Source organism: Paenibacillus sp. FSL H8-0282 (genome assembly GCF_037963825.1).
Taxonomy (GTDB): Bacteria; Bacillota; Bacilli; order Paenibacillales; family Paenibacillaceae; genus Paenibacillus_AQ; species Paenibacillus_AQ odorifer.
In genome coordinates this window covers 4,788,680-4,802,983 of record NZ_CP150146.1, presented here as the reverse complement: position 1 = coordinate 4,802,983, position 14,304 = coordinate 4,788,680, and the positions used below count along the sequence as shown (strand labels likewise).

General features: G+C 47.3%; 15 protein-coding genes. 13 read left to right on the top strand and 2 right to left on the bottom strand.

Annotated elements, in window-relative coordinates; genetic code table 11:
* The first annotated feature begins 123 nt into the window (after positions 1-123).
* The 4 genes from NST94_RS20850 to lipB all read left to right on the top strand — a co-directional run bounded on the left by NST94_RS20850 (position 124) and on the right by lipB (position 4,436).
* Positions 124-1,155, top strand: a complete 1,032-nt coding sequence (locus tag NST94_RS20850) for a thiamine pyrophosphate-dependent dehydrogenase E1 component subunit alpha (protein WP_076184133.1) — start codon at positions 124-126, stop codon at positions 1,153-1,155.
* Between the two features lie 3 nt (positions 1,156-1,158).
* Entirely contained in the window at positions 1,159-2,145 is a 987-nt protein-coding gene (locus NST94_RS20845) for an alpha-ketoacid dehydrogenase subunit beta (RefSeq protein ID WP_036676034.1), read from the top strand.
* A 145-nt stretch (positions 2,146-2,290) separates the two neighbouring features.
* Entirely contained in the window at positions 2,291-3,661 is a 1,371-nt protein-coding gene (locus NST94_RS20840) for a dihydrolipoamide acetyltransferase family protein (protein ID WP_076184130.1), read from the top strand.
* Positions 3,662-3,716: 55 nt separating this feature from the next.
* Positions 3,717-4,436: a lipoyl(octanoyl) transferase LipB gene (lipB, locus tag NST94_RS20835; protein ID WP_339281222.1), complete on the top strand. Its 720-nt coding sequence runs from the start codon at positions 3,717-3,719 to the stop codon at positions 4,434-4,436.
* 70 nt (positions 4,437-4,506) lie between these two features.
* On the opposite strand, the gene prli42 is transcribed toward lipB, so the two are convergent.
* A complete protein-coding gene (gene prli42 / locus NST94_RS20830) occupies positions 4,507-4,608 on the bottom strand; it encodes a stressosome-associated protein Prli42 (RefSeq protein WP_094872112.1) in 102 nt (33 codons plus the stop codon).
* A 94-nt stretch (positions 4,609-4,702) separates the two neighbouring features.
* Here prli42 and NST94_RS20825 point away from each other — a divergent pair, with 94 nt between their 5' ends.
* Positions 4,703-5,830: a tripeptidase T gene (locus tag NST94_RS20825; protein ID WP_339281221.1), complete on the top strand. Its 1,128-nt coding sequence runs from the start codon at positions 4,703-4,705 to the stop codon at positions 5,828-5,830.
* Positions 5,831-7,211: 1,381 nt separating this feature from the next.
* Here the strand turns inward: NST94_RS20825 and NST94_RS20820 are convergent.
* Complete coding sequence (locus NST94_RS20820; RefSeq protein WP_162636775.1) at positions 7,212-7,385, bottom strand: hypothetical protein; 174 nt, start codon at positions 7,383-7,385, stop codon at positions 7,212-7,214.
* 77 nt (positions 7,386-7,462) lie between these two features.
* Between NST94_RS20820 and NST94_RS20815 the strand changes: the two genes are divergently transcribed.
* The 8 genes from NST94_RS20815 to NST94_RS20780 all read left to right on the top strand — a co-directional run bounded on the left by NST94_RS20815 (position 7,463) and on the right by NST94_RS20780 (position 14,252).
* Positions 7,463-8,035, top strand: a complete 573-nt coding sequence (locus tag NST94_RS20815) for an NUDIX hydrolase (protein WP_339281220.1) — start codon at positions 7,463-7,465, stop codon at positions 8,033-8,035.
* A complete protein-coding gene (locus NST94_RS20810; RefSeq protein ID WP_339281219.1) occupies positions 8,026-9,225 on the top strand; it encodes an endonuclease Q family protein in 1,200 nt (399 codons plus the stop codon). The genes NST94_RS20815 and NST94_RS20810 overlap by 10 nt, the downstream gene beginning before the upstream one ends.
* 82 nt (positions 9,226-9,307) lie before the next feature.
* Entirely contained in the window at positions 9,308-9,958 is a 651-nt protein-coding gene (spoIIM, locus tag NST94_RS20805; protein ID WP_036676050.1) for a stage II sporulation protein M, read from the top strand.
* Positions 9,959-10,048: 90 nt separating this feature from the next.
* Positions 10,049-10,513, top strand: coding sequence for a Fur family transcriptional regulator (locus NST94_RS20800; RefSeq protein WP_036676051.1), 465 nt, complete (start codon positions 10,049-10,051; stop codon positions 10,511-10,513).
* A gap of 163 nt (positions 10,514-10,676) precedes the next feature.
* Positions 10,677-10,910, top strand: coding sequence for a DUF4227 family protein (locus NST94_RS20795; RefSeq protein WP_036676052.1), 234 nt, complete (start codon positions 10,677-10,679; stop codon positions 10,908-10,910).
* Between the two features lie 159 nt (positions 10,911-11,069).
* Positions 11,070-11,963 (top strand): site-specific tyrosine recombinase XerD, encoded by an 894-nt coding sequence (xerD, locus tag NST94_RS20790; protein WP_076184121.1) that lies wholly within the window; start codon positions 11,070-11,072, stop codon positions 11,961-11,963.
* A 242-nt stretch (positions 11,964-12,205) separates the two neighbouring features.
* A complete protein-coding gene (gene deoB, locus NST94_RS20785) occupies positions 12,206-13,384 on the top strand; it encodes a phosphopentomutase (protein WP_076129494.1) in 1,179 nt (392 codons plus the stop codon).
* 49 nt (positions 13,385-13,433) lie between these two features.
* A complete protein-coding gene (locus NST94_RS20780) occupies positions 13,434-14,252 on the top strand; it encodes a purine-nucleoside phosphorylase (RefSeq protein ID WP_036676055.1) in 819 nt (272 codons plus the stop codon).
* Positions 14,253-14,304: the final 52 nt, after the last annotated feature.

The following is a 14,304-nucleotide window of genomic DNA, read 5'->3' as shown; positions in this document are numbered from 1 at the left end:
TTTGGGTAGAAAGGGATTATAATATACTCAAGTCAAGTCTTAGTACCAGGTTTTAAGATCAGGGCACAATTGGTCTTAATTCCTGTAAGACTTCAGGCTTTATGAATAAGGAGGTATCTCTTTATGGAACCCCAAGGTACTGTAGAAACGATTAACAGACATAAGCAGCTTGGACTTAGTGACGGCCAGGTCATCGATATGTACAGATATATGTCGCTCGCTCGTAAATACGATGAGCGCAGTCTGCTGCTTCAGCGCGCTGGCAAGATCAACTTTCATGTCTCCGGTATAGGCCAGGAGGCGGGTCAGGTGGCGGCGGCGTTCGCGCTGGACCGGCAAAATGATTATTTTTTACCTTATTACCGCGATTATGCTTTCGTGCTCTCAGTGGGTATGACTACACGCGAACTTATGTTGTCCGTATTCGCTAAGGCAGAAGATCCAAACAGTGGTGGGCGGCAAATGCCGGGTCACTTTGGCAGCAAACGTCTGCGTATTGTGACAGGGTCAAGCCCTGTAACCACTCAGGTCCCTCATGCGGTTGGCTTTGCTCTGGCGGCCAAAATGCAGAAGAAGAAATTCGTCTCCTTTGTAACCTTCGGTGAAGGTTCCAGCAATCAGGGGGATTTTCATGAAGCTTGTAACTTTGCCGGAGTGAATAAGCTGCCGGTTATTATCATGTGCCAGAACAATCAGTACGCAATCTCTGTTCCTGTTCATAAACAGTTAGGCGGCAAGGTTAGCGACCGTGCACTGGGTTATGGATTTCCTGGTGTGCGTGTAGACGGAAACGATCCGCTTGAGGTTTATCGTGTCGTTAAGGAAGCGCGGGAAAGAGCCCTCGCGGGTGAAGGTCCTACGCTGATTGAAGCGATGATGTACCGTTTGTCTCCACACTCCACCTCAGATAATGATCTGGCTTACCGGACCAAAGAAGAGGTTGATGAGAACTGGAAGAAGGACGGCGTAGCAGGATTCCGTAATTACTTGATCGGTCTGGGATTGTGGAGTGACGAGCAAGAACAAGATCTTGCTGCTGAATGCAATCTTGAGCTTAAAGCGGCTATCGAGTATGCCGATAATGCTCCGTTCCCGAAACCGGAAGACACACTGCTGCATGTATACAGTGATTCCGACCTCAAAGGAGGGGCATAAACCATGGCTATAATGGAATATATCGATGCCATCAGGCTCGCGATGAAGGAAGAAATGGAGCGCGATGATTCCGTGTTCGTGCTTGGTGAGGACGTTGGTCTCAAAGGCGGCGTATTTACCACAACTAAAGGTCTACAGGAACAGTTTGGCGAAGAGCGGGTTATGGATACACCCCTCGCTGAATCAGCGATTGCTGGTGTAGCCATCGGAGCAGCTATGTACGGAATGAAACCAATAGCTGAAATGCAATACTCCGACTTTATGCTTCCGGCGACGAATCAAATTATCAGTGAAGCGGCTAAAATCCGCTATCGTTCAAATAACGATTGGAGTTGCCCGGTTGTCATTCGTGCTCCTATTGGCGGCGGGGTGTTCGGCGGTTTGTATCATTCACAGTGTCCAGAATCGATTTTCTTTGGTACACCTGGATTGAAGATTGTAGCGCCTTACTCCGCTTATGATGCTAAAGGATTGCTGAAGGCAGCTGTACGTGATCCTGATCCGGTGCTTTTCTTTGAGAACAAAAAGTGTTACAAGCTGATCAAGGAAGAAGTACCGGAAGGGGATTACACTGTTCCAATTGGCGAAGCTAATCTGCTGCGTGAGGGAACGGATATTACGGTGATTGGCTACAGTCTCCCGCTGCATTTTGCTATGCAGGCTGCGGAAGAATTGGAACGCGAGGAAGGAATTACAGCACATATTCTTGATCTGCGTACCTTGCAACCGCTGGATCGTGATGCGATTATTGCTGCTGCCCGTCAGACCGGTAAGGTATTGATTGTGCATGAAGATAATAAAACAGGCGGAATTGGCGGCGAAGTGGCGGCCATTATCGCTGAGCATTGTCTGTTCGAGCTGGATGCACCAATCTTCCGTCTTTGTGGTCCCGATGTTCCGGCGATGCCAATCAGCCCGCCAATGGAGAAGTTTTTCATGCTAAGTAAAGAAAAAGTGAAGGCGGAAATGCTCCGGCTGGCACAATATTAATTTGTTGAGTAGATGCGAAGCTTCCTAAAACTCAGGTGATGCTGACGAAGCTTCGTAAAACTTTAAGAATATGCTTACGAAGCAAGTTTTACTATGTAGTCTTTCTAAGAGTCAATGCTTCGTAAAACTTTTAAGGAGTGAAAAGATGTCTGACAACCAAAAGTTGACTGACGTGATCATGCCGCAGCTGGCGGAATCGCTAGTATCGGCGACGATCGGCAAATGGCTGAAGAAACCGGGCGATCCGGTAGAGCAATACGAACCAATATGTGAGCTTATTACAGATAAAGTAAATGCGGAATTACCTTCAACGATAGATGGAGTTATGGGTGAACTATTGGCGGAAGAAGGCCAGGTTGTCAATGTCGGCGAAGTCATTTGTCGTATAGCCGTGCCTGTGACTGCATCTGCTGCTGCAAACGTGACTAACACTAACACAGTTGCAGCTAATTCCTCTAATAATGCTGCAGGACAAAGTGCGACTTCAACTGCTGGCGATATGATGCGTGCACGCTATTCTCCTGCGGTACAGACTTTGGCTGCTGAACATAACATCGATCTGACTTTAGTTGCTGGTACTGGTATGGGTGGTCGGATTACCCGTAAGGATGTGCTGACTTTCCTCGAAAGCGGCGGAGCTAGATCTGCAGCTTCGATTTCTGCTAGCCAGCCTGCCCCAATGGCGTCACAACCGCCTGCTCCACAGTTCGTTCAAGCCCAAGAGAAGAAGGCAGAAGAGCCACTTCGCCATTCGGGTCTACACTTGAGCGAATCTCCTCGTATTCCAACAATTGAAGTTGAGGGTGGCAGAGGCAGCAGTTCTGAATACCTGATTGATGTAACGCCAATCCGGAATACAATTGCTACAAGAATGCGTCAAAGTGTCTCTGAGATTCCGCATGCTTGGACAATGATTGAGGTAGACGTGACTAATCTGGTCGCACTGCGCAATAAACATAAGGATGAGTTCAAGCGTAAAGAAGGTATCAATCTAACCTATCTGGCTTTCATGATGAAGGCTGTTGTGAGTGCGATTAAGGATTACCCGATTATGAACTCTGTCTGGGCTGTAGACAAAATTATTGTCAAACGTGATATCAATATCTCGTTAGCGGTAGGTACAGAAGATTCGGTTATCACTCCTGTGATTAAGAAGGCTGATCAGAAAAATGTCGCTGGGTTGGCTCGTGAGATTGATGAATTGGCACAAAAAACACGCGAAGGCAAACTGAGCCTGGAAGATTTGCAGGGAGGGACTTTCACTGTAAATAATACAGGCTCGTTTGGCTCCATTCTTTCTTATCCAATCATTAACTATCCACAGGCAGCGATTTTAACATTTGAATCGATTGTAAAAAGACCTGTGGTCATTAACGATATGATAGGTGTGCGATCAATGGCTAATATTTGTCTGTCGCTCGATCATCGGATTCTGGACGGAGTCATTTGTGGTCGTTTCTTGCAACGCGTCAAGGATAACATTGAAGGATATACCCCGGATACGAAACTTTACTAAAATAATAACGAGCCAAACTGTGCAGGCATGAGACTGAAAAAGGGGACCTGACGGTATGAATAATTCGGATATTCGTAAGCTGCAGATTTCATATGACCCTATTATGGAGTATGGGACGGCCTGGGAGCTGCAAAAAGAAAGTGTGCATGCCATTGATTCTGGCGAGCAGCCGGAGAGACTTATTCTTTTGCAGCATCCGCCTACCTATACTATTGGTTCACAAAATCATCCTGAACATCTTCTCTTGGATCAAAAGCATCTCGAAGAAAAAGGAATCGCGCTGTTTGAAATCGATCGCGGAGGAGATATTACATATCACGGACCCGGTCAGCTTGTAGGTTATCCGATCCTTAAGCTCGGAGAAGATGGCAAAGTGGATTTGCATGGGTACTTGCGCAGTCTGGAGGCTGTTATTATTGATTATTTGGCATCCTACGGTATTGCCGGAGATCGTAAACCGGAGTACACCGGAGTATGGGTTGGCGATGAGAAGATCTGTGCTATAGGTGTGAAGTTTAATAAGAGTAAATTTAGAAGAGGTTTTATTACCAGTCATGGTTTTGCTTTTAACATTTCTGAGGGGATTGCGGCGCGCGGGTTTCAAGGGATTATTCCATGCGGGATCACCGATTTTGGGATAACTTCTCTAGAGGAATGTGCAGGTCGTCGATTTGAGCTTCAAGAGGTGGCTAGAGAGCTGGTTCCATATTTCTTGAAACATTTTCCATATGAAGAGCTGATGGATACTTTCTGTGATATGGCAAAGGTTGATTAGGAACAAACGTGCAGGCCAAATAGCGGCAAGGAGTTCCTAGCCGCTATTATTAATGCTTCCTGAGCAATGTTTAACCTGCAAGGAACGGCTCGATAACCATAAAGAGCGTAGAGGCAATCATGGCAAACAACATGACGTAGATGAAGATCTTGAACCATTTATTACGTTGCATGGGTAACTCCTTTAGATTTAGTTTAAGTTATTAACATGAAGATGGTAATGTCGTACAACCATTGTACCGTATTCACGAAAGAGAGGGAAGTCCAGTGATTTCACAAGACCGATTGATTCAGGAGTTTATGGAACTTGTCCAAGTTGATAGTGAAACAAGATATGAACGGCAGATTGCCGATGTCCTTAAGAGTAAGTTTAACGAACTGGGTTTAGAAGTGCTCGAAGACGATTCCCAGGAAAGAACCGGACATGGAGCAGGTAATCTATTCATTACCTGGCCAGCTGAGAATGGAGGAGCTGCTCCAAAGCTTCTGTTCACTTGCCATATGGATACGGTTGTTCCCGGACAAAATATCAAGCCTACACTTGGTTCAGATGGATGGATTACAAGTGATGGCACTACGATTCTTGGAGCTGATGATAAAGCAGGACTTGCGGCATTGTTCGAAGCCATTCGAGTGATCCAAGAGCAAAAGCTTCCGCATGGTCAGATTCAATTCGTGATTACAGCGGGTGAAGAATCTGGATTGCTGGGCGCACGTTCGATGAATCCAAGCAACTTGGATGCAGACTTCGGCTTTGCGCTTGATTCCAATGGTGAAGTTGGAGCGATTGCGGTGGCAGCACCGACACAGGCTAAAATCACGATGCAAATCTTTGGGAAATCGGCTCATGCTGGCGTGAACCCAGAGGACGGCATCAGCGCAATTCAAGTCGCTAGCAAAGCGATTGCAGCCATGAAGCTGGGTCGTATTGATAACGAAACCACAGCGAATATTGGAAAGTTCGCTGGCGGCGGCCCAACGAATGTAGTGTGCGATCACGTCCAGCTGGATGCAGAAGCACGCAGTATTGTGCAGGAGAAGGTTGGCGATCAAATCGCTTCGATGCGCGAAGCACTCGAGACAACTGTGCGGGAATACGGCGCAGAATGCGAATTCCGCAGTGAAATCATCTACCCTGCTTTTAGCTTTAATGAACATGATCCGGTAGTGCAGCTTGCACAGCGGGCCATTACTTCTATGGGGCTTACTCCACGTCTGTTCCACTCTGGCGGAGGTAGTGACGCTAACGTGTTCAACGGTCTAGATGTTCCGACTGTTAACCTTGCAGTGGGTTATGAACATATCCATACTACCAAGGAACGGATTAAAGCCGAAGATATCGTTAAAGTGGCTGAACTCGTTGTGAATATTGTAAAAGAGAGCGTAAAGGGCTAACCACCTTATAAAACAGCAGAGCAGCGATTCTACCGTAACGGAGGATTGCTGCTCTGTATTTTTTTATGGGGAGTTTAGTGCAGCTATATTTAGGGTAATCCCAAAAAAGTCATGCGACCTCTAATGCCGCTTTTGGCGAGTCTCGAAGTAGAAATTTCCGGAATGCCCGGATGCCACCCCTCTCTTGAGGCTAAAGGACCCAGATGACGTTATAAGCCAAATTATCAACATTTGAGCAGAGTTTCGGACACCAGCGCAGCTATTCCATAAGAAGAGGAGCATATAGTGTGTTTTTTGTGCTGATAGCTGCAATGGGGTCCGATAGCAAAGCAAAAGTGCGGAAAAGGTGGGTTTAAGTGCAACTGTGTCCGATAGCGCCAAGTCCCCCCTCTTTTGAGGCGAAAGGACCCAGATGACGCTAAAAGCAAAATTATCGCCAATTGAGCAGAGTTTCGGACACGAGCGCAGCTATTCCTTAATAAGAGGAGCATATAGTGTGTTTTTCGTGCCGATAGCGTCACTGGGGTCCGATAGCATCGTAAAAGTGGGGAAAAGGTGTGTTTAAGTGCAACTGTGTCCGATAGCGCGAGTCACTTCCGATGTCAGAGAGCGATAATGCTAAGTCCGCCCCTCTCTTGAGGCTAAAGGACCCAGATGACGCTATAAGCAAAATTATCGCCATTTGAGGAGAGTTTCGGACACCAGCGCAGCTATTCCATAAGAAGAGGAGCATATAGTGTGTTTTTTGTACCGATAGCGTCACTGGGGTCCGATAGCATAGCAAAAGTGCGGGAAAGGTGTGTTTAAGGTCAACTGAGTCCGAAAGCGCGAGTCACTTCCGATGTCAGAGAGCGATAATGCTAAGTCCGCCCCCTCTCTTGAGGCTAAAGGACCCAGATGACGCTATAAGCAAAATTATCGCCATTTGAGCAGAGTTTCGGACACCCGTGCAGCTATTCCTTATAAAGAAGAGCATATAGTGTGTTTTTCGTGCCGATAGCGTCACTGGGGTCCGATAGCATAGCAAAAGTGCGGAAAAGGTGTGTTTAAGGTCAACTGAGTCCGATAGCGTACAAAGGTAGGCGCAATAGCAACCTAATCAAACAACTTGTGCTAGATATCAGCATCGTGAGCGATCAACAAGTTGTGTCTGACGCCAGCATGGTGCGCGATCAACAAGTTGTGTCACATGCCAGCATCGTAAGCCCATTAGTTGCTTAATCAATCAACCTGTGTCCAATACCAGCGGCCTAAGGGCAATTCCCCCTAATCGGGGCGACGCAAAAAGACTGGGGTGCCCCAGCAGCCATTTCATGGCTTTTGAGACACCCCCTATAGTTGTGTGAACATGTATGGCTAAGTCCCAAAGGAGAGGATGAATTCATCCTGCCTTGGACGGAAGGATTGCGGATTGATCGTGCAGGGAAAGAATGTATGCCAAGGGCATATCGCGCCCATACTGCTGGATCCATCCAGCCAAGATGGCCTTTATTTCCTCCGGCTTACCTACCATCATAACTGCGGATGAGCTTGTACGGCTGAAGATTTCATTCATCTGAAATTCCTTCTTTCCCTTTAAGTTTGCTATAATACACCGTATGCACAATAGAGAAAAAGGAGACCAGAAACTTTATGGGAGAACAACATTTGCACAGCAAACCCGAGCTTGATGAAGTGACATTGTCTACACAGCCTGTTTTTGATGGGAAGATTATATCTTTGCAGGTGGACACAGTGAGACTGCCTGATGGAAATACTGCGACACGTGAAGTTGTGAAGCATCCCGGCGCTGTAGCGGTGCTTGCTTTAAATAACAATAAAATGCTTGTTGTAGAGCAATACCGTCAGCCCATGCAACGCACTGAGGTGGAAATTCCTGCTGGGAAGCTGGATAAAGGTGAAGATCCATTAGTTGCGGCTGGTCGTGAACTTCAGGAAGAGACTGGATTTCACAGTGGAGATCTGAAATTGCTTAAATCCTTCTATACTTCTCCCGGCTTCGCCGATGAGATTATTCATTTGTATGTGACTACTAACGCTCAACCAGGGGACATGTCACTGGACGAGGATGAATTTCTAGAGGTTTCGGAGCTTACCCTGGAGGAAGCGTATCAATATATGGCTGACGGGCGCATCGAGGATGCAAAAACGATGATGGCAGTGTACGCTTGGCATCTATACACGCTGACAGGCCAATGGAATTAACAACTGAACTGAAGAGTTTCTATTGCGATTTGCATGTTCATATTGGGCGAACGTCGGAAGGTCAGGCTGTCAAAATTAGCGGCAGCCGCGAGCTTACCTTTGCGGGCATTGCCAAAGAAGCTGCAGAGCGCAAGGGACTAGAAATGATCGGTATTATAGATAGTCATTCACCTGGCGTACTGCGGGATATTCAGCGCTCTTTGGAATCTGGAGAGATGACATTAGCTGAAGGTGGAGGCATTGCTTACCGAGGGACTACGATCATTCTGGGAACAGAGATTGAAATCCGCGAGCCAGGGCGAAAAGAGTGCCATGTGCTCGCTTACATGCCGGACGTGGAACGCATGACCGACTTTAGTACGTGGATGAGCCGCTATATGCGGAACGTGAATCTAAGTTCCCAACGCCTGTATGCTCCGGCTAGGGAGCTTCAGGATGAGATTTACGGCCGGGGAGGCATTCTTATCCCTGCACATATTTTCACGCCTCACAAGGGCTTGTACGGCTGTGCTGCCGAGCGTATGGCGGACATCTTTGATCTGGACCGCATAGCTGCGGTTGAACTTGGGCTGAGTGCAGATTCCGAAATGGCTGGATATCTCTCTGAGCTGGATAATTTCACGTTTCTAACCAACTCAGATGCGCATTCACTGGGTAAGTTAGGGCGTGAGTATAATGTGATGGAGCTGGCACGGCCTTCGTTCGCTGAATTGCGGCTTGCACTGGAACGTAAAGATGGGCGGAAGGTAAGTGCTAATTTCGGACTTAATCCGCGGCTTGGCAAATACCACCGGAGCTATTGCGGGGGCTGTGGCAGTATTATTGATGAGGCTTATGTCAACTCGGACCGTTGCCAATATTGCGGCAGTCTTAAGCTGGTTAGAGGTGTCTTCGACCGGATCCTAGATATTACAGACCGCAAGACCCCGTTAGTGCCTGCTGACCGTCCACCCTATCATTATCAGGTTCCGCTTGAATTTATCCCGGGGTTAGGGAAGGCGAAGATGAACGCGTTACTGCAAGCGTTTGGAACTGAGATGAACATTTTACATGGTTGTGGTGAAGCGGAAATTGCCAGCGTTGTAGGTGCGGATCTGGCGTCGATGATCGTCCAGGCCCGCTCTGGAATTTTGGAGCTATCAGCAGGCGGTGGCGGGACGTACGGTAAAGTGGTTCAGCCCAGAAAGTAGAGGCATTACCTGAAGGACAAGTCATATCGCGGGACGTTTTCTCATATGGTGTAACATGTAACCGGAAAGGGGAACGTCCCATATGCGTAATTTACGGCTGATGATGAAGGAACAGACGCCTCTGTATATTTTTGTCGGCGTATTATTTCTGGTAGGTGTTGTATTTGGAGCTCTTATCGTTAGTGCGCTTACGATGGATCAGCAGCAGGAGCTGGGGGATTATCTGGGGAATTTCTTTGTTACGGTTGATCAGCAAGGTCTGCCAGCCGCACCTGATTCGTACTGGAGTATAGCGGCCTTGAATCTGAAATGGATCGGACTGATCTGGATTCTTGGGTTGTCGGTCATTGGGCTGCCGGGAATTTTGATTCTTGATTTTTTAAAAGGGGTACTGATTGGTTTTACGGTTGGCTGTCTGGTCAGTCAATATTCTTGGCATGGGATGTTGTTCGCGTTAGTCTCTGTGGCTCCACATAATCTGGTGCTGATCCCTGTGCTGCTGGTTAGCAGTGCAGCTGCGATAGCTTTTTCCTTGCAGATGATCCGCAGCCGGGTGATGGGACAGCGCCGGACGCCAGTGACTCGTCCTTTTACCATGTACACTATATTGTCATTTGTGATGGCGCTTTTGATCCTGGGTATTTCATGTTTTGAGACCTGGGTTACACCAACCATGATGCGTTGGGTCACGCCTTCACTTGTACAAGCGGTGACGACCTTGACTGTGCAGTAAAAGCGTTTGACTTCTGAAAGCGACACCCCCTATAATGGAAGAAGTGGTTTGAAGACCGGTGCGGTAATTATCCAAGGGGGAGGGAGACAGGTGGAAGCACGGATAGACAAGATTAAGCAACAGTTACAATCCCAAGGATACAAGCTTACACCCCAACGGGAAGCGACCTTAAGAGTGCTGCTGGAGAATGAGGAAGATCATCTTAGCGCGGAAGACGTATTTATGCTCGTGAAGGAGAAAGCTCCCGAGATCGGTCTTGCGACTGTGTATCGTACCCTCGAACTTCTCAGTGAGCTTCATGTCGTAGAAAAGATCAATTTCGGCGACGGTGTAGCCCGGTATGATTTGCGAACAGATACTGCGAAGCATCATCATCATCACTTAATTTGTGTGCAATGCGGCAGTATGGATGAGATTCGCGAGGATTGGCTCGGTCCGCTGGAAGAACGACTGGAGAAAGAGTTTAATTTCACAGTGCTTGATCATAGACTTGATTTCCATGGGATTTGCTACCGCTGTACTGATAAGAACAATACAGACGGAAATCCATCCTAAAGTTATCTTATATTAAGAATTAACTTCACAAGTCCTCCCCGGTTCCTATACCGGAGGGGGCTTTTTAAATGATTAGTCTATTAGAGCCATACATATCAGCCTTTTTTGGAGCATAAAATGAAGGACGAGCAGAATTCATTTATATGTAATAGGAGGCGTCCTTATGATTGTTTCTGTGCCCAAAACAGTGCGTAAGCTGTATTTTATGATCATGTTTGTGGCTCTGAGCTATTTACTCTACTATGCTATGAGCTGGCTAGGGGAATGGCTCAGTCCGATAGAGAACTATGGAATTCCTGAAGGCACCGCTGTTCGGGCATTTGATCACGCCGAGGTTGGTGATGATGGTCTGGATGCACGGCAGCGCTTGCGTTTCTATTACTGGTTCGGAGAATGAAAGCTACGCAGGAAGCAGGAACAAGCGAGAAGAATGTCGAAGAAAGCTAGGGTGGATTTATGCAGAGTAAGAGTTGTGTACACATCTGCTAAAGCCTCATGCTGAATGTGCTGCAGGAAGACACTAAGAGTAGCTGCGCCAGGACAGGAGCGTGAAATAATGAAGTCACACTTGCAGCCTTTTTTACATTATTTGTCCGGAGATAAAGGCTTGTCGCCGAATACACTGGAATCTTACGGTAGGGATGTATCGCAGTTTCTAGAGTTTGCTGAAGAGCGGGGGGTTGAGCAGCCTGAAGAAATCCGAAGATCTCATGTGATGTTATATCTTGGCTCCTTACGCGGAGCGGGAAGAGCCACTGCAACGCTCAACAGAAACGCGGTGTCCCTGCGGGCCTTTTTTCATTATTTGCTGAAGGAACGTTTAATTGAGCAGGATCCAACACTGGACATGGAAACCATGAAGCCCGATAAGAAGCCACCTATGGTGCTTGCGGTTTCGGAGGTTGAGCGGCTGCTAGCTGCTCCAGATGTGAGTACAGCACAAGGGATGCGCGATAAGGCTATGCTGGAATTGCTCTACGCAACGGGGATAAAGGTTTCTGAATTAATTTCTCTTAACGTAGACGATGTGCATACAGACATGAAGTTTGCGCGTTGTACAGGGACTTCGGGCAAGGAACGAGTGGTTCCCATTGGAACCATTGCTGCAGAGAGTGTAGCAGCTTACACTTCTCTTATGCGGGACAAGCTGCTTCGTGATCATCAGGAGGAGCCGGCCATGTTCCTGAATAGCCTAGGTGGGCGTTTAACCCGCCAGGGGTTCTGGAAAATCATAAAAAAATACGCTCGGGAAGCAAACATTGAGCAGGATATTACACCGCATACGCTTAGGCATTCCTTTGCCGCCCATTTACTGGAAGGTGGAGCGGATTTGCGTTCCGTACAACAAATGCTGGGTCATGCTGATATTTCGACGACTCAGATTTATAACGGTATCGCGCGTAAGAATATGAAGGAAGTATATGAGAGCCATCATCCCAGAGCTCGCTGATCATGCTTCAAAGATGCTTTTTGTGAGTAAGATAGTTATGATGGAATCATACTTATAGGATAGACTGGGGAATGGGTAATTTTCCACAGGTTATCCTTTGGCAGAAACGGATACCTGACAGGCGATACATTGTATCGCTAGCTACGGAAGCGTCTGACTTCCGGGAGAAGGTACAGCCGTTTCTTCTTGTTGGTGCAAACGAATGAACGAACGATCTATATTAAAAAAGGAGTGAAGACAATATGTCCTCATTTAAACGAATTGGTTTTATTGTTTTGGATAGTGTAGGTATCGGAGAAGCTCCAGATGCTGCGAATTTTGGTGATGCAGGGTCGCATACGCTTGGCCATATTTTGAACCGTGTTCCCGGATTAAAACTGCCTAACCTTCAGCAGTTAGGATTAGCTAATATTGCTCCGCTGCCGCCGCTTGAACCTGTAGCTTCACCAACTGGATATTATGGCAAGATGCAGGAAGTATCTGTAGGTAAGGATACGATGACCGGGCACTGGGAGCTGATGGGGCTGAAAATTGAGGTTCCATTCAATACGTATCCGGATGGATTTCCGGCAGAATTGATTGAGAAATTCGAAGCAGCAACTGGCCGGAAAGTGATCGGTAATAAACCGGCTTCCGGTACGGAAATTTTAGTTGAATATGGCGAAGAGCAGATGAAGACCGGAGCTTGGATTGTGTACACCTCTGCGGACAGTGTATTCCAGCTTGCGGCACATGAAGATATCATTCCACTGGAAGAGCTATACAGCGCGTGTAAAATCGCCCGTGAGCTAACTATGGCTCCTGAATTCTCCGTAGGGCGCGTTATTGCTCGTCCATATGTTGGCGAACCAGGAAAGTTCGTACGGACCTCGAATCGCCATGATTATGCCGTGAAACCACCGGAACCAACGGTAATGAATTCGCTGGCTGATATCGGAAAAGATGTTATCGCGGTAGGAAAGATCAACGATATTTTCACAGGTGAAGGGGTTACAGCTTCTTACCCTACGAAGAGCAATGAACATGGTATCGAAGTTACCATTGAGCAGCTTCGCCAACCGTTCAACGGGTTGCTGTTCACGAATCTGGTGGATTTTGACTCTTTATATGGACACCGTCGCGATCCGGAAGGATACGGTCATGCACTGGAAGTATTCGATCAGGCGTTGCCTGAAATTCTATCCACGCTTGGTGAAGATGACCTGTTGATTATTTCAGCAGATCATGGGAATGATCCAATCCATAGTGGAACAGATCATACTCGTGAATATGTGCCGCTGCTTATTTACAGCCCACGCCTTAAGCATCCAGATAGCTTGGGTATTCGTGAGACCTTCTCGGATGTTGCTGCAACCATTGCTGATAATTTCGGTGCGAAGGCGCCGCAGTATGGGACAAGCTTTTTAGCGAAACTGCAATAAAAGAATGTGGGTTGCGCCACAACATTCATTAAGGAGGATCATCCATAGCATGTTAACTCAAAAAGAAATTCAAGAAGCAGCCATTTATATAAAAGACAAATGTCCGGTGGCTCCGGAAATTGGATTGATCCTTGGTTCAGGACTCGGTGTGCTGGCAGACCTGATCACCGATGGAATCAGCATTCCATATGATGAGATTCCTCACTTCCCTGTGTCCACTGTAGAAGGGCATGAGGGAGAACTGCTGATCGGTATGATTGAAGGACGCCGTGTCGTGATGATGAAGGGCCGCTTTCATATGTATGAGGGTTATGGACCGGAAGTTACGGCATTCCCTGTTCGGGTTATGAAAGAACTTGGTATAGCCAGCCTATTAGTAACTAATGCTGCTGGTGGAGTGAACACAGATTTCACGCCGGGCGATCTTATGCTCCTTACGGATCATCTGAATATGACGGGACGGAACCCGTTAATAGGACCTAATGATCCTGCACTGGGCGTGCGCTTCCCGGATATGTCAACCGCTTATAGCCGCCGCCTGATCAAGGTAGCGAAGGAAACGGCAGCGCAGCAGAATTTCGAATTCAAAGAAGGCGTATATGCAGGTCTGCTGGGACCTTGCTACGAAACACCTGCTGAAATCGTAATGCTTCGTCATCTGGGGGCTGACGCTGTTGGCATGTCTACTGTGTCGGAAACCATTGTTGCCCGGCATGCAGGTATCGAGGTATTGGGTATCTCCTGTATTACTAACATGGCTGCGGGAATCCTGGATCAACCTCTCAACCATGAAGAGGTTATGGAAACTGCAGATCGTGTGCGTGAGCGTTTCCTGAAGCTGGTGTTGGGCTTTATTCCGAAAATGTAATTTCGGATACTGCATTTTGAATTTTTGGGAGGTCCAATCTATGACACAAGTG